The sequence below is a fragment of the Sulfuricystis thermophila genome, from assembly GCF_004323595.1.
Taxonomy (GTDB): Bacteria; Pseudomonadota; Gammaproteobacteria; order Burkholderiales; family Rhodocyclaceae; genus Sulfuricystis; species Sulfuricystis thermophila.
The window spans coordinates 1,657,095-1,671,875 of record NZ_AP019373.1; the positions used below are offsets into that span (position 1 = coordinate 1,657,095).

Below are 14,781 nucleotides of genomic sequence, written 5' to 3' on the forward strand. Positions count from 1 at the left end.
TCAATCTCCCGACCCATCCAGACTACTCCCTTCACCTTCTGCGCTCATCACGAGTTCGCTGCCAGGACGATGCAGATTGATCGTTCCCCACTGCTTGCCCTTGCGCACGCCAAGCTGCCACAACACGCCATCCTGGATACGCACCAGGCGGTTGGACATTTCCATCACGCGTTGATCATGGGTGGAAAAGATGAAGGTCGTGCCCAGTTCCTTGTTGATCTTGCGCATCAAACGGAGAATTTCCGTCCCGGTGGTTTGATCCAGATTGGCCGTCGGCTCATCGGCCAAAACGATGTCGGGCTGGATTGCCAAGGCCCGCGCGATCGCCACCCGCTGACGCTGTCCGCCGCTCAACTGGTTGGGGCGATGATCGGCATATTTGCTCAACCCGACCATGTTCAGATAAAAAGCCACGCGTCTGCGCCGCTCCTCTTTCGAGACATCCTTGCGATAGAGCAAGGGATATTCGACGTTTTCGGCAGCGGTCAGCACCGGGAACAGATTGAAGGTCTGAAAAATGAAACCGATCTTGTGTGCCCGCAGATCCGCCAGTTGGTCGCTCGTCCAGTTCGTGACATCCTGATCATTGATGTATATCCAGCCTTCCGTCGGCCGATCGATGCAACCAATCAGGTTCAGCAAGGTGGTCTTGCCGCTGCCGGAGGGGCCTGCAATCGCCATGAACACACCGCGTTCGATGTGCAGTGTAATATCCGACAACGCTTGAACGATCTGATCGCCCAGCAGATACTCCTTGAACACCCGCTCGATTCGTACAACATGCATCGTTCGCTCCGATTGGCGAGCCGAGATTCGCCGGTGGTCTCCCCGCCTTTTCCCCGGTGACATTTGAAACGAGGAGAATGCATGCAAATCGCAAGAGAATCCTGCCATTTCCGACGCAGTTTGGCAATTCATTTTCATCTAGCATTGGTTGGCACCGTCCTTGCGCTGTTTGCGGGAGGCCCAGTGCTGGCGCAGAGCCCCTCAGGCCAGGTGGTCGAGGGAATTCCTGCCGATCCGCTTGCCCAGGAGATATTGCTCAAGGCCGACCAGATCCGTTTCCCCAAGGAAAGTTTCCAGGTCGATATCAGCATCGTTTCGAAGCGGGCGGATCAAACGACCGAGAGCAAAAAGTTTCAGGTTCTATCGAAAGGCAATGACAAGACCGTCGTCATTACCACCGAGCCGGCAGCGGAACGCGGCCAGACCCTCTTGATGAGCGGCCGTGACCTCTGGATCTTCCTGCCCGAAGTATCACAGCCCGTCCGCCTGTCTCTGGCTCAACGGCTGACCGGCCAGGTTGCCAATGGCGACCTGGCCCGCGCCAACTTTTCGGGTGACTATCATCCCCACCTCTTGCGCAACGAGACGATCGACGGTGAAACCTATCACGTGCTGGAACTGCGCGCCGTGGACCGCAGCGTGACCTACCCGCGTGTGTTGTATTGGGTGAACCAGAAAAATGCCCACCCATTCAAGGCTGAGTTCTATTCACTCTCTGGTCGCTTGCTGAAAACCTGTCGTTACGAAAATTTTCGCACCATGGCGGGCAAGGTACGGCCCACGCGCCTCGTCATGGAAGATGCGCTTCGCGCCGGGGAACTGTCGATCCTCGAATACAACGACATGAAGATTCGCGAATTGCCGGACAAACTGTTCACCAAGGAGTATCTGAAGAAGATCGACTGAGCCTCACCCCGGAAACCCATCCGGGTTGGCGCTCTGCCAGCGCCAGGCATCGGCGCACATCGCGGCGAGGTCCTTTTCGGCGCGCCAGCCGAGCAGTTCGGCGGCGCGCGTCGGATCGGCATAACAGGTCGCGACATCGCCCGGGCGGCGTGGCGCGATACGGTAAGGCACCTTGCGGCCGCTGGCGGCTTCGAAGGCCTTGACCATTTCGAGCACCGAATAGCCACGGCCGGTGCCGAGATTCACCGTCAGCAGCCCGCCTTGCCGCTCCAGCGCGGCCAGCGCGGCGAGATGCCCTTTGGCGAGATCTACGACATGGATGTAGTCGCGCACGCCGGTGCCGTCGGGCGTCGGGTAGTCGTTGCCGAACACCGACAGGCAGGGCAGCTTGCCTACCGCCACCTGAGCGACATAGGGCATCAGGTTGTTGGGGATGCCATTCGGGTCTTCGCCGATGCGCCCAGAGGGATGCGCGCCGACCGGGTTGAAATAGCGCAGTAGCGCGATTTTCCAGTCCGGTTCTGCACGATGGAGATCGCGCAGGATGTCCTCGATCATCAGCTTCGAACGGCCGTAAGGATTGGTCGCCGACAGCGGCACATCCTCGCGGATCGGCACACTGACCGGATCGCCATAGACGGTGGCCGAGGAGGAGAACACCACGGTCTTCACCCCTGTCTCGGCCATCGTCTCGAACAGGGTGATGCTGCCCGAGACGTTGTTGTCGTAGTAACGCAGCGGCTGGGTGACCGATTCGCCGACTGCTTTCAGGCCGGCGAAGTGGATCACCGCGTCACAGCCTTTCAGTGCCGCGCGCAGCGCAGTGCGGTCGCGGATGTCGCCACGCACGAATTCCGGCCGGCTACCGGTAATCTCGCTGATGCGCTCGAGCACCGCCGGTTTGCTGTTGGAAAGGTTGTCGATGATCCTGACGCGGTGCCCGGCCGCCAGCAGCTCCACTGCGGTGTGGCTGCCGATGTAACCGAGCCCGCCCGTGACGAGACAGTGTGCCAAGTTCAGCGCCCTTTGGTTTGACCCGCGACCTTCTGCTCGACGGCGAACACCGCCGCCTCGACGCGCGAGGTGAGATTGAGCTTGGCGAGGATGTGGCGCACATGCAGCTTGACCGTGTCATGGCTGATGTCGAGCGCACGGCCGATCGCCTTGTTCGACAGGCCTTGGGCCAGATACTCGAGGATCTCGCGCTCGCGTGCCGTGAGCTGCTGCAGCGCATCGTTCTTGGGCGGCTGCGTGCCGCCCTGCAGCAGGTTCACCAGTTTCAGGGTCATCGCCGGCGCGACGACGGTTTCTCCACGCATCACGCGCTGCACGGCATCGACGACGTCATCCGGTTCCATGTCCTTGAGCAGATAACCTTGCGCGCCCGCTGCAAGTGCGCTGGCGAGATCATCTTGATCGTCGCTGACGGTGAGCACCAGCATCGGGCCGCGCCAACCGCTGGCGCGAATCTGCCGCAACAGCGCCAGTCCGCCATGAGGTGGCATGTTCAGATCGGTGATGACGACATCGAACGGCTCACTTTCGAGCAGTTTCAGGGCCTCGTCTCCATTGCCGGCAATGCCGGCGATATGGATCGGACCACGCTTTTCGAGTAGTTCGGCCAGCCCCTTGCGGAACAGGGTGTGGTCGTCGGCGAGCAGCACGCGGATGCGTTCGTTCGGCGGCAGAACTTCACTCATGGAGCAACCTTGTGGTTATTCGGACCGATGGCCGGGAAAGTCAGACGCACGCGAAAACCGCCCTCTGGCAAGTTGGCCACCTCGACGCGACCGCCGATCAGCCGCGCGCGTTCGCGCATGATCGACAAGCCGAAATGGTCGCGCAGCTGCGGAATATCGTCCAATTCACCGCTGCGGTTGGCGATGGCGAAGAAGTTCGGGCCGCCCCGACCGTTGTCGTCGATGGTGACCACATAGTAATCGCCGGCGCCTTCGAGCGTCAGACGGGCGTGGGTGGCGCCAGAATGGCGGCTGACGTTCGCCAGCGCTTCCTGCACGATGAAGAACACCTGCGCTTCCTGATCGACCGACAGTCGCAGATCGACCACCCGGTTCGAATACTCCAGCGCGATGCCGGTGCGGTCCTGAAACGTCGCAGCAATGCTGGCCAGTGCCTGTTGCAAGCCCATCGGATCCATGCGGCTGCGAAACTGCACCAGCAGCTCGCGCAGTTGCCGGTAAGCCTCATCGATCGCCTGGCCGACGTCACTGGCGTATTTCCCGGCGAGCTCGCCATTCGTGCCATCGGGGTCGAGCAGCGCATCCTGCAGCAGGGCGATGCGCACTTTCATGTAGGCGAGCGTCTGCGCCAGCGAATCATGCACCTCGGCCGCCATCATCTGGCGCTCGTTCATCAGCTTGATGCGCAGGTTCTCGCGCTTGAGATGGGCATTCTCGAGCGCCATGCCGAGGTGCTCGCCGATCGAGCGGAACAGCAGCGCGACTTCTTCGGGAAGTTCGAAACGCTCGGGCAAGAACAGGTTGTAAATGCCTTGCAGTCGGCCGCCATGCTGCAGTGGCACGACCACCATGGCCTGGCAGTCGTTGCCGAAATAGGCATGATGCGTGCGTTTCGCGCACGCGCCCAGATCGATTTCGTAGCGCGAATGCTCGTCGAGGAGCGCCCCGCCGCAATGCCCACAATCGATCGGCACGAGCCGCTCGCGCTCGACCACTTCGCGCGGCAGGCCGCGCGCCGCGACCAGCCGCAGATGCTTGCCGTCGGTGGTGACGACGCGCACCGCACCGGCGCTCGCTTTGGCAAGCCGCAGCATCGTGCCGAGAAAGCGGCCGAGCAGTTCCTCGACGTCATCCTCGTCCGCCAGATTGGCCGACACTTCGGAAAAGATGTCGAGCACCTGCAGCTGGGTGCGCTCGTCGGCCTGGACTTCCGGCAGTTCGCTCGGATACTCGGGGGCGTTCATCGGAGAAGCTTAATCCGCAAGCTTGAAAGGCACATTTTAACGTGCATGGCTGCCGCACCGATGGCCCTTCACCGCGGCAAAGGCCAAGTCCCGCTCAGGGTCTTCTCGGCCCAGAGCAATGCAGCGATGGTCTTGGCATCGGTGATCTCACCATCGCGCACCGCGAGCAACGCATCGGCAAGCGAAAGCTCGCAGAGCTCGAGAATCTCGCCGTCGTCGAGTTCGGCACCGACGAAGCTGAGCCCTTCGGCCCAGAAGATTTCGATCCGTTCGTCGGAATAGCCGATGCAAGGATGCAGCGTGCCGAGATGACGCCAGGTGCGGGCCTTATAGCCGGTTTCCTCGCGCAGCTCACGGCGCGCGGTGTCGAGGATGTGCTCGCCAGGATCGATCTTGCCGGCGGGAATTTCCAGGAATACCCGGCGCAGCGGATGACGATACTGACGCTCGAACAGCAGCTTGCCATTGTCGAGCACGGCGATGATCACCACCGCGCCCGGATGCTTGACATATTCGCGCCAGGATTCGTCGCCGTCGGGCAGGCGCACCTTGTCGGAAAACACTTTCAGGAGCCGGCCGTCGAAAACCTGTTCGCTTTCCAGGGTTTCCTCGATGAATTCGCTTTCATCCATATCGTTCGTAGGGGATTGATTCGTCTTGAACTTTACCAGATCAGCGATATCTTATGAATGCATCAATGCGCTTTTTGCCCACCCCAACCCAAGGAGAAAAACATGTCGTTCATCCCCAACTTCGACAGCGATGGCGTCGTCACCATCAACCGTGTCATCCTCAAACCGCAATTTTCCGTCGAGGACCTCGAGGAGCGCGTCGCGCTCTTGTGTGAGAACGTCAAGACCTACCATTCGGACACCGGCTTCATCGGCGGCATGGTCGTGCTAAACAGTGGTCAGGTCTCGAACGAAGGCAGCACCGTCGGACAGGCCGTCGCCAGCCCCCTCAAGGACCGCGAGGCGCTGATCATCACCTTCTGGCGCTCTTTCGAGGAGCACGAAGCCTCGCACCGCAGCGAGACCTTCCAGCCGCTGTTCAAGAATGTGCTGGAGCTGTGCGAGAACGGCAACGAAGAGATCGCCTACCGCATGCTCTGGTCGGGCAAGGCTTACTCACCCGCCGAAGCCGCCGAAGCCCGCGCCGCGAAGGAGCGCTACCTGAAAGCCGCATAAAGTCGGCGCTGGCAGGACGGCACCCCCAGCAAGACGGGCTTCAGGGCCCGTCTTGCGGGAGCTTTGCGTCAAACGCCTTGACAGCCGACCGCAGCCACTCGCGTTTGATCAACCGGCGGGTGGCCGAGGTCGGCGATGCGGAGTTAGGCTGAGGCAACGCTGAACAATCAGGGATGAGCGTTGCCTTATTAGAGCCGTTCCCAAATCGTCGTGATGCCCTGGCCGCCGCCGATGCACATCGTCGCCATGCCGTAGCGGCCGTTGATGCGGATCAGCTCATGCAATAGCTTGGTGATGATCACCGCGCCGGTGGCGCCGACCGGATGGCCCAGCGCGATCGCGCCGCCATTCGGGTTGGTCTTGACCGGATCGAGGCCAAGGCCCTTCATCACGGTCAGCGACTGTACCGCGAAGGCTTCGTTGGATTCGATCACATCCATCTGATCGAGATTGAGCCCGGCTCTTTGCAGGGCGACCTTGGAAGAAGGAATCGGGCCTTCGCCCATCACGTCGTTGGGCACGCCGGCGATGGCATAGCTGACCAGGCGTGCGATCGGCTTGTGGCCACCGGCGGCCGCCTTTGTGGCATCGGCGAGCACGAGGAAGGCAGCGGCGTCGTTGATGCCCGACGCATTGCCGGCGGTGACCGTGCCGTCCTTCTTGAAGGCGGGCTTCATCTTGGCGAGGCTCTCCATCGTCGTACCTGGCCGTGGATGCTCGTCGGTGTCGAAGACGACCTCACCCTTACGGGTCTTCAGCGTGATCGGCACGATCTGGCTCTTGAAGCGCCCCTCGGCGATCGCCTTGGCAGCCCGCGCCTGCGATTCGACGGCGAAGGCGTCTTGCTCTTCGCGCGTGATGCCGTGTTTGGCCGCCAGATTCTCGGCCGTAATGCCCATGTGACCGGCACCGAACGGGTCGGTCAACACGGCGACCATCGCATCGATGGCCTGGGTGTCGCCCATGCGCGCGCCGGAACGCAGCGCCGGCAAAAGATAAGCACCGCGCGACATCACTTCGACACCACCCCCCACGCCGAAATCGGCATCACCGAGCATGATCGCCTGGGCGACATTGACGATCGCCTGCTGGGCGGAACCGCACAAGCGGTTGACCGCAAAGGCGGTCGAGCTCATCGGCATACCCCCCTGGATCGTCGCCACCCGGGCGACATAGGGATAGCGCGACTCGGTCGGGATCGTGTTACCGACCGCGGCGAAGGTCACCTGATTGGGGTCGACGCCAGCGCGCTCGATCGCGGCCTTGACGACCAGCCCCCCCAGCTCGGCGGGTTCGATGCCGGCGAGCGAGCCACCGAAAGTACCAACAGCCGAACGCACGGCACTGAGAACGACTACTTCCCTGCTTGACATACTCCACTCCTTTTTTGAGATTGAAAGAAACCCGCTCGGGAAACGCTGAAGAAGTCGTCGCGAGCGGCCGGAGGGCAAGGCGCACGGAGCGCAGGATGCGAGACATACCTGGTAGGTAGGCGAGCATCCGAGCACCGCGCAACACCGCCATCCGGTCGCGCAGCAGACTTAATCAGTGTTTCCCTAGCCCACCCAACTTGCCACGGTCAACAGAGCCAGCAACAACAGACACAATACCAATGCGCGCCATACCAGACCGATGGCGCTTTGCAGATGCTCGACGTCGGCTTCGTCGCCGAGTCCGAGCCCCGACCGGGCTGCCCCTTCCTCTTCGAGCGGCAGCGGCTGGCCGAGTCGGATGCCAAGAGCGCCGGCACCGCTGGCGAGCAGGATGCCCGCCGCCGCATCCGGCCATTGTGCTGCCTGCGTGCGCCAGCAATACACCGCATCCTCGAAATCGCCGACGATCGCAAACGTCGTTGCCGTCACGCGCACCGGCAGCCAGTCGAGAACGGCGAAGGCACGGCGGGCAAAGACGCCGAAAGGTGCCTCCGCCTCGGGCACACCGGCCCTGAACCACCAGGCTTCGGCCGTCGTCAGTGCCAGTCGATAAAGCACCGCGCCGGCCGGCCCGAGCACCAGAAACCAGAACAGCGGGGCGAAGACATGACGATGCGAGCTGAGGATGCCCTGCTCGATCGCCAACTGCGCGATCGCGCTCGGCCCGAGACGCTCAGCAGACTGCCCGCGCCACTCGGCGAGCAAATGACGGGCGCGCTCGATCTCGCCCATGCGCAGCGCGAGCTGGATGTCCGTGAAGTAATGGCTGAACTGGCGAAAGCCGAGCAGGAAATAAAGCACCAGCACATCGAAGCCGAAGGCCAGCACGACATGGATGGCCTCCAGCACGTAATGCACGACGAATGTCAGCAGCGCCGGCAGGCCGACCCCGGCGAGCCAAGCGAACATGCCATGACGGACCTCGCCCGCGTTGAAGTGCCGCTCTAGAAAGCGTGCATAGGCGGACAGCATGGCAAACACCTGGGCGGCAGGGGTTGCCCTGAGCTGCTCGAGCACGAGGACGCAGAGAAGGCTGAGAAACGTCATGAAGGCGATTGACAAAGGCTTGTGTCGAAGATATCACACTCGCCTGTGGCCCAGCTTACACGCGGCGAGACAGGACTTCGCGCAGACTGACCAGGATGCTGGCGGTCGCCCCCCAGATGAAATAGCCGCGCCACGGCACCGCCCAGAAGCTGCGCCGCTGCCCATCGACGACAACGGTTTCACGACGGTAATTCGCCGCATCGAGAAAAAACTCCAGCGGCACCTCGAAGACCTCATCCACCTCGAAGTCGTCGAGCCGCAGGTTGAGGGGTGGCGCGACGATCCCGACCACCGGAGTGATGCGGAAACCGGTGGTGGTGAGATGATCCGGCAAGGTGCCGAGCACCTCGAGCTGTCCGGTCTCGATGCCGACCTCTTCGTGGCTTTCCCGCAAGGCCGTGTCAATGGGCGTCGCATCCCGGGACTCGCAACGTCCACCAGGAAAGCTCACCTGCCCGGCATGGTCGCGTAGGTGAGCGGTGCGCTGGGTGAGCAGCACGGTGAGGCCGCTTTCGCGGTCGACGATCGGCACCAGCACGGCCGCCGGGACGAGCGAGGCTTCGGGGACAGGCGGAGTCTTCGTCACCGGCGCCGTCGCTGCCGGAGCGAAGTTGAGCCGCAGCCAGTCGACCGACAAAGGCGCAACGGCCGACATCTCAATAGCGCTGCACCAGCGTCAGCGTGGTCCCGTCGCGGCGCATTTCCATGCGATTGAGGAAGCTCATGCCGAGCAGCACCACCGGCATGTCGTGTTCGTGGACGGTGGCTTCCACGTCGCGCAACGTGATGTTGCCGACCCGGACGCTGCCGAGCCGCACGCGCCAGATGCGCGCGATGCCATTGGCCGTCTGCGTCATGCCCGGGGTTGCATTGCTCAAATCGACGCGCGCCCGGCGTGCATCAGCAGCGCCCAGCGAAACCAAGGTCGCACCGGTATCGACGAGGAAACGCATCGTCTCGCCATTGATGCTGCCGTTGACGAAGAAATGCCCCTGACCATCGGCGGTCAGTACCACCGCGGGCTTTTCGGCCTGCGGCGAGGAAACGACGCTCTGACCGATCTGCATGCGCCGGCGCTTGCCGTCGATCTCGAACACCGCGGCACCGGGTTCGATGGCGACGAGCTTCACCCCCTCGGCAGACCGCTCGCCCAGCGACAACATCTGGCGCCGGCCGCCATCGATCACCACCAGCGCCTTGTCGGCCATCAGGCCGACGAGCGCGATGTCCGACGCCAGTGCGCTGCCGGCGAGGAGACCGAGCAATGCGACGCTACAATGAGCGGATAGTTTTTTTGCGTTCCAGCCAAAATCTCTCATGAAACCCATCGCCATCTTTCGTCACAGTGCCGGGGAAGGTCCCGGCTATTTTGCCACGTTCCTCGATGCGCACGGCATTCCCTGGCGGTTGATTTGCATCGATGCCGGCGAGCCGGTACCGGGGAGTGTGAGCGATTTTTCCGGGCTGTGCCTGATGGGCGGGCCGATGAGCGTCAATGACGACCTACCTTGGATCCCGCCATTGCTCGCGCTGATCCGCGCGGCTGCCGCGGCGGAGATCCCAGTCATCGGCCATTGTCTGGGCGGACAGCTCATCAGCAAGGCGCTCGGCGGGGTGATCACGAAGAACTCGGTCAAGGAACTGGGCTGGGGCGAGGTCACGGTCTGCGACCCTGCGGCCCACGACTGGCTGGGCGACATCGAACGCTTCGAAGCCTTCCACTGGCATGGCGAGACCTTCTCGATCCCGCCCGGCGCGACACGCATCCTGAGAAGCGCCTGGTGCGAAAATCAGGCATTCGTTCTCGGCCCGCATCTGGCCATGCAATGCCATGTCGAGATGACCGAGGCGATGATCCGGCTCTGGAACCGCGCCTGGGCCGACGAGCGTGCCACGCCAGGCCCATCAGTGCAGACGCCGGAAGAAATGTACGAAAACATCGAGGCGCGCCTCGCCGCGATGCGCGTCGCCGCCGATCGGCTCTACACCCGCTGGATCGCCGGCCTGCAGTGAAACTCGGCGCTGGCGAGACGGCATCCAGCCGGCTCAGTCTCGGAAGTTGCCGTAGCTGAGCGGATAGTCGGTGACCGACTTCTTGACCAGCGCGATCGCGGCTTGCAGGTCGTCGCGCTTGGCGCCCGATACGCGCACGGCATCGCCCTGGATGGTCGCCTGCACCTTGAGCTTGCTGTCCTTGATCAGCTTGACGATCTTCTTCGCCAGTTCCTGATCGATGCCGCTCTTGATCTTCAGCTCCTGCTTGGCCTTGTGGCCGGAAACGCTCTCGACTTTGCCGAGCTCGAGCCGCTTGGTGCTCTCGCGTTCCTTCTTCTCCATCTCGGGAAACAGGATGTCCTTGATCTGTCCGAGCTGGAATTCGGAATCGCCCCAGATCGTGATCACCTTGTCCTTTTCGTTGAGTTCGGCCTTCGCGCTGGTGCCCTTGAAGTCGTAACGGTTGCCGATCTGGCGGCCGGCGACATCGACGGCGTTTTTGATCATTACCATGTTGGCTTCGGAAGTGATGTCGAACGACGGCATGGCTTCACCCGCTCATCCGAAGTGGCAAACGTAATGATAGGGCTCGCCCGTCACTTCGATGTCGAACGAGGAGTTGCCGGGCACCCGGAACGATTCGCCCGCCGCGCAGGTTTGCCACTCCCCGCCAGCGATGCGATAGCGGCAGCTGCCGGCAATGGTTTCCATGATCTCCGGCGCGCCGGTATTGAAGGTGAGCGTTGCGGGCAGAATCACGCCGACGCTCTTTTTCGTGCCGTCGGCGAAGATCACCGTGTGACTCACACATTTGCCATCGAAATAGACATTGGCTTTCTTGATCACGGAAACGCCATCGAATTGACTGGACTGGCTCATTGGATTCCCCACATTTTCTGGATGATGCTCTTGGCGACGAAGCCGAGCATGCCGAAGGCGAGCACGAAGAACAGGGCGAAGGTGCCGAGCTTGCCGGCCTTCGAGCGCCAGGCCAGCTCGCCGATGATGAACAGCATGTAGAGCATGAAGGCGCCCAACCCGAAGGTGACGCCGAATTCGGCGATCTGCGACTCGGTGAAGCCAAAGACCGTTGCTTCCATGCTGTCGCCTGGGCTTATTTCCGCGATCGTCCGGCGCGCTTCAGGCGCGCGTTTTCGGCGATACGCATGCGCAGCGCATTGAGCTTGATGAAGCCGCCCGCATCCTTCTGGTCGTAGGCGCCGGCATCGTCCTCGAAGGTGGCGATGGTCGGATCGAACAGCGAATCGGTCTTCGAATCACGCGCCACCACGGCAACCGAGCCTTTGTAGAGCTTGACGCGCACCCAGCCATTGACGTTCTGCTGCGTGTGGTCGATCAGCACCTGCAGGGCCTTCCTCTCCGGGCTCCACCAGTAACCGTTGTAGATCAGACTCGCGTAGCGCGGCATCAGATCATCCTTGAGGTGTGCGACTTCCCGGTCGAGGGTGATCGACTCGATGGCACGATGGGCTTTGAGCAGAATCGTGCCGCCGGGTGTTTCGTAGCAGCCGCGCGACTTCATGCCGACATAGCGGTTTTCGACCAGGTCCAGCCGGCCGATGCCGTGCCTGCCGCCGATCTGGTTCAGGGTGGCGAGCAACTCGTGGGCTTTCATCTTCTTGCCGTCGATCGCGACGAGATCGCCGTGCGCGAATTCGAGCTCAAGGTATTCCGGCTTGTTGGGCGCTTTCTCCGGCGCCACGGTCCAGCGCCACATCGATTCCTCGGCCTCTGCCGACGGATCTTCGAGATGACGGCCCTCATAGGAGATATGCAGCAGGTTCGCATCCATCGAATACGGCGAGCCGCCCTTTTTGTGTTTCATCTCGATCGGGATGCCATTGGCTTCGGCATAGGCGAGCAGCTTCTCGCGCGACAACAGATCCCACTCGCGCCAGGGCGCGATGATCTTGACATTGGGCATCAGCGCATAGGCGCCGAGCTCGAAGCGCACCTGGTCATTGCCCTTGCCGGTGGCGCCATGGGCGATGGCGTCCGCGCCGGTCTTCTTGGCGATCTCGACGAGCCGCTTGGCGATCAGCGGCCGCGCGATCGAGGTGCCGAGCAGATATTCGCCCTCGTAGATCGTGTTGGCGCGGAACATCGGGAAGACGAAATCGCGCACGAACTCCTCGCGCAGATCGTCGATGAAGATGTTCTTCGGTTTGATGCCGAGCTTCAACGCCTTGGCGCGTGCCGGCTCGAGCTCTTCGCCTTGACCGAGATCGGCGGTGAAGGTCACCACCTCGCAGCCGTAGGTGTCCTGCAACCACTTGAGGATGACCGAAGTATCCAGCCCGCCCGAATAGGCCAGCACGACCTTTTTGATGCCCGATTTCGCTTTCGCCATGATGTTCATTCCTTCACCGTGCCCAATACAAGATATTCCAGCAATGCTTTCTGTGCGTGCAGCCGGTTCTCGGCTTCATCCCAGACGACGCTCTGCGGCCCGTCGATCACCTCGGCGGCAACCTCTTCGCCGCGATGTGCCGGCAGGCAGTGCATGAACAGCGCATCTGGCTTCGCCACCCGCATCATCTCGCCATCGACCTGCCAGTCCTTGAACGCCTTCATGCGCGTTTCATTCTCGGCCTCGAAGCCCATCGAGGTCCACACGTCGGTGGTGACGAGATCTGCGCCGCGCGCCGCATCCATCGGGTCGGCGAACTGCTCGAAATGATCGGTGCCGTAAAGTCCGGCGCGCTCGGGCTCGACTTCATAACCCGGCGGTGTGGAGACGTGCACGTTGAAATCGAGCACCTCGGCGGCCTGCAGCCAGGTGTTGCACATGTTGTTCGAGTCACCGATCCAGGCTACCGTCTTGCCCTGGATGCAGCCGCGATGCTCGATGTAGGTGTAGATGTCGGCGAGGATCTGACACGGGTGGTATTCATTGGTGAGACCGTTGATCACCGGCACACGCGAATGACGCGCGAAGCGTTCGATGATCTCCTGCTCGAAAGTGCGGATCATCACCACATCGGACATGCGCGAGATGACCTCGGCGGCGTCTTCCACGGGTTCGCCGCGGCCGAGCTGCGAGTCACGCGTATTGAGGTAAATCGCCGAGCCGCCGAGCTGCTGCATGCCGGCTTCGAAAGAAAGACGCGTGCGCGTGCTCGCCTTCTCGAAGATCATCACCAGTGTGCGGTCCTCGAGCGGCCAGTATTTCTGGTAGGACTTGAAGCGCTGCTTGATGATGCGCGTGCGCTCGAACAGATACTCGAACTCGGTGCGGGAAAAATCCTTGAACTGCAAGAAGTGTCTCGGCTTGTGCATCACGACTCCTCAGCCGGCCAGGAAATGCCGCACCACCGCGACGAGCTTGTCCACCAGCTCATCGGCCTCCGCATCGCTCATCACCAGCGGCGGCAGCAGGCGGATCACCTTTTCGGCGGTGACGTTGATCAGAATGCCGGCTTCCAGACCGGCAGCCACCAGGGCCGCGCACGGACGATCGAGCTCGATGCCGAGCATCAGGCCTTTGCCGCGGATGCCAACGACGCCGCCGATCCCCTTAAGCCCCGCCGCGATGCGCTCCTGCATCCGCGCGCCCAATGCCGCAGCGCGCGCGGGCAGATCCTCGTCTTCGAGCACCGTCAGGGTCGTCAGGGCGGCGACGCAGGCGAGCGGATTGCCGCCGAAGGTAGAACCGTGGTTGCCCGGCTTGAAGACGCCGTTCGCCCGCCCGGCGGTCAGACAGGCGCCGACGGGAACGCCGGAGCCCAGGCCCTTCGCCAGCGTCATCACGTCGGGCAGGATGCCGGCATGCTGGAAGGCGAACCACTGGCCAGTGCGACCGATACCGCATTGCACTTCGTCGAGCATCAGGAGCCAACCCTGCGCGTCGCAGATCTGCCTCAAGCCACGCAGGAACTCGTCATGACAGACGTTGATGCCGCCCTCACCCTGTACCGGCTCGAACAGCACGGCGACGACGTTGCGGTTGTTCGCCGCCACCTGCTCGATCGCCGCCAGATCGTCGAAGGGCACGCGCACGAAACCTGGCACAAGAGGTTCGAAACCCGCCTGCACCTTGCGGTTGCCGGTGGCGGAAAGCGTCGCCAGGGTACGGCCGTGGAAGGACTGTTCCATGACGATGATCGCCGGTTGCTCGATCCCCTTGCCGTGGCCATAGAGCCGCGCCAGCTTGATCGCCGCTTCGTTCGCCTCGCAGCCGGAATTGCAGAAAAAGACCTCGTCCATGCCGGAAAGCCGCGCCAGGCGTTCGGCCAACTGCTCCTGCTCGATCACCCGATACAGATTCGAGACGTGGATCAGGCGATGCACCTGTCGTTCGAGCGCCGCCGTGAGGCGGGGGTGATTGTGACCAAGGGTATTGACCGCGATGCCGGCGATGCCATCGAGGTAGCTCTTCCCATGCTCGTCGAAGAGGCGGCAACCTTCGCCATGGGTGAAGGCGATGGGCTGCCGGGCATAGTTGTTCATCAGGTGCGACATG

The 14,781-nt window shown here is 62.2% G+C and carries 18 protein-coding genes; 3 read left to right on the plus strand and 15 right to left on the minus strand.

The genetic code is table 11. The features are described 5' to 3' along the window. Positions 1 to 786 carry an ABC transporter ATP-binding protein gene (locus M52SOB_RS08275; RefSeq protein WP_131111413.1) on the minus strand — a complete coding sequence of 262 codons (786 nt, stop codon included), beginning with the start codon at positions 784 to 786 and terminating at the stop codon, positions 1 to 3. Positions 787 to 867: 81 nt separating this feature from the next. Between M52SOB_RS08275 and M52SOB_RS08280 the strand changes: the two genes are divergently transcribed. Continuing rightward, positions 868 to 1,692, plus strand: coding sequence for an outer membrane lipoprotein-sorting protein (locus M52SOB_RS08280; RefSeq protein ID WP_131111414.1), 825 nt, complete (start codon positions 868 to 870; stop codon positions 1,690 to 1,692). A gap of 3 nt (positions 1,693 to 1,695) precedes the next feature. Here M52SOB_RS08280 and galE read toward each other — a convergent pair whose 3' ends face one another. The 4 genes from galE to M52SOB_RS08300 form a co-directional block, all read right to left on the minus strand. Beyond that, positions 1,696 to 2,706, minus strand: coding sequence for a UDP-glucose 4-epimerase GalE (galE, locus tag M52SOB_RS08285; RefSeq protein WP_131111415.1), 1,011 nt, complete (start codon positions 2,704 to 2,706; stop codon positions 1,696 to 1,698). A gap of 2 nt (positions 2,707 to 2,708) precedes the next feature. After that, positions 2,709 to 3,392, minus strand: a complete 684-nt coding sequence (locus M52SOB_RS08290) for a response regulator (RefSeq protein WP_131111416.1) — start codon at positions 3,390 to 3,392, stop codon at positions 2,709 to 2,711. Further along, entirely contained in the window at positions 3,389 to 4,636 is a 1,248-nt protein-coding gene (locus M52SOB_RS08295; protein ID WP_131111417.1) for a GAF domain-containing sensor histidine kinase, read from the minus strand. The genes M52SOB_RS08290 and M52SOB_RS08295 overlap by 4 nt, the downstream gene beginning before the upstream one ends. A gap of 68 nt (positions 4,637 to 4,704) precedes the next feature. After that, positions 4,705 to 5,268, minus strand: coding sequence for an NUDIX domain-containing protein (locus M52SOB_RS08300; RefSeq protein ID WP_131111418.1), 564 nt, complete (start codon positions 5,266 to 5,268; stop codon positions 4,705 to 4,707). 102 nt (positions 5,269 to 5,370) lie between these two features. Here M52SOB_RS08300 and M52SOB_RS08305 point away from each other — a divergent pair, with 102 nt between their 5' ends. Beyond that, positions 5,371 to 5,823: a ligand-binding protein SH3 gene (locus M52SOB_RS08305; RefSeq protein ID WP_131111419.1), complete on the plus strand. Its 453-nt coding sequence runs from the start codon at positions 5,371 to 5,373 to the stop codon at positions 5,821 to 5,823. A 188-nt stretch (positions 5,824 to 6,011) separates the two neighbouring features. On the opposite strand, the gene M52SOB_RS08310 is transcribed toward M52SOB_RS08305, so the two are convergent. The 4 genes from M52SOB_RS08310 to M52SOB_RS08325 form a co-directional block, all read right to left on the minus strand. Then, positions 6,012 to 7,196, minus strand: coding sequence for an acetyl-CoA C-acyltransferase family protein (locus tag M52SOB_RS08310; RefSeq protein WP_131111420.1), 1,185 nt, complete (start codon positions 7,194 to 7,196; stop codon positions 6,012 to 6,014). Between the two features lie 183 nt (positions 7,197 to 7,379). Beyond that, positions 7,380 to 8,303 carry a CobD/CbiB family protein gene (locus M52SOB_RS08315; protein ID WP_131111421.1) on the minus strand — a complete coding sequence of 308 codons (924 nt, stop codon included), beginning with the start codon at positions 8,301 to 8,303 and terminating at the stop codon, positions 7,380 to 7,382. Between the two features lie 55 nt (positions 8,304 to 8,358). Next, positions 8,359 to 8,958, minus strand: coding sequence for a CoA pyrophosphatase (locus tag M52SOB_RS08320; protein WP_131111422.1), 600 nt, complete (start codon positions 8,956 to 8,958; stop codon positions 8,359 to 8,361). 1 nt (position 8,959) lies between these two features. Further along, positions 8,960 to 9,568 (minus strand): retropepsin-like aspartic protease family protein, encoded by a 609-nt coding sequence (locus M52SOB_RS08325; protein WP_284155046.1) that lies wholly within the window; start codon positions 9,566 to 9,568, stop codon positions 8,960 to 8,962. A 52-nt stretch (positions 9,569 to 9,620) separates the two neighbouring features. On the opposite strand from M52SOB_RS08325, the gene M52SOB_RS08330 reads away from it, so the two are divergent. Beyond that, positions 9,621 to 10,316, plus strand: coding sequence for a type 1 glutamine amidotransferase (locus M52SOB_RS08330; protein ID WP_131111424.1), 696 nt, complete (start codon positions 9,621 to 9,623; stop codon positions 10,314 to 10,316). A gap of 33 nt (positions 10,317 to 10,349) precedes the next feature. Here the strand turns inward: M52SOB_RS08330 and M52SOB_RS08335 are convergent, their stop codons facing one another. From M52SOB_RS08335 to M52SOB_RS08360, 6 genes are read right to left on the minus strand one after another with little or no spacing between them, the layout of a single operon-like run. After that, entirely contained in the window at positions 10,350 to 10,844 is a 495-nt protein-coding gene (locus tag M52SOB_RS08335) for a YajQ family cyclic di-GMP-binding protein (protein WP_131111425.1), read from the minus strand. Positions 10,845 to 10,856: 12 nt separating this feature from the next. Then, positions 10,857 to 11,177 carry a pyrimidine/purine nucleoside phosphorylase gene (gene ppnP, locus M52SOB_RS08340; protein WP_131111426.1) on the minus strand — a complete coding sequence of 107 codons (321 nt, stop codon included), beginning with the start codon at positions 11,175 to 11,177 and terminating at the stop codon, positions 10,857 to 10,859. Next, a complete protein-coding gene (locus M52SOB_RS08345) occupies positions 11,174 to 11,398 on the minus strand; it encodes a DUF2788 domain-containing protein (RefSeq protein ID WP_131111427.1) in 225 nt (74 codons plus the stop codon). Before M52SOB_RS08345 ends, ppnP begins: the two co-directional genes overlap by 4 nt. Positions 11,399 to 11,412: 14 nt before the next feature. After that, entirely contained in the window at positions 11,413 to 12,669 is a 1,257-nt protein-coding gene (locus M52SOB_RS08350; RefSeq protein ID WP_131111428.1) for an argininosuccinate synthase, read from the minus strand. A gap of 5 nt (positions 12,670 to 12,674) precedes the next feature. After that, a complete protein-coding gene (gene argF, locus M52SOB_RS08355) occupies positions 12,675 to 13,598 on the minus strand; it encodes an ornithine carbamoyltransferase (protein ID WP_131111429.1) in 924 nt (307 codons plus the stop codon). Between the two features lie 9 nt (positions 13,599 to 13,607). Then, the gene (locus tag M52SOB_RS08360; protein WP_131111430.1) at positions 13,608 to 14,780 is read right to left on the minus strand and encodes an aspartate aminotransferase family protein; all 1,173 of its coding nucleotides are present in this window, start codon (positions 14,778 to 14,780) and stop codon (positions 13,608 to 13,610) included. Position 14,781: the final 1 nt, after the last annotated feature.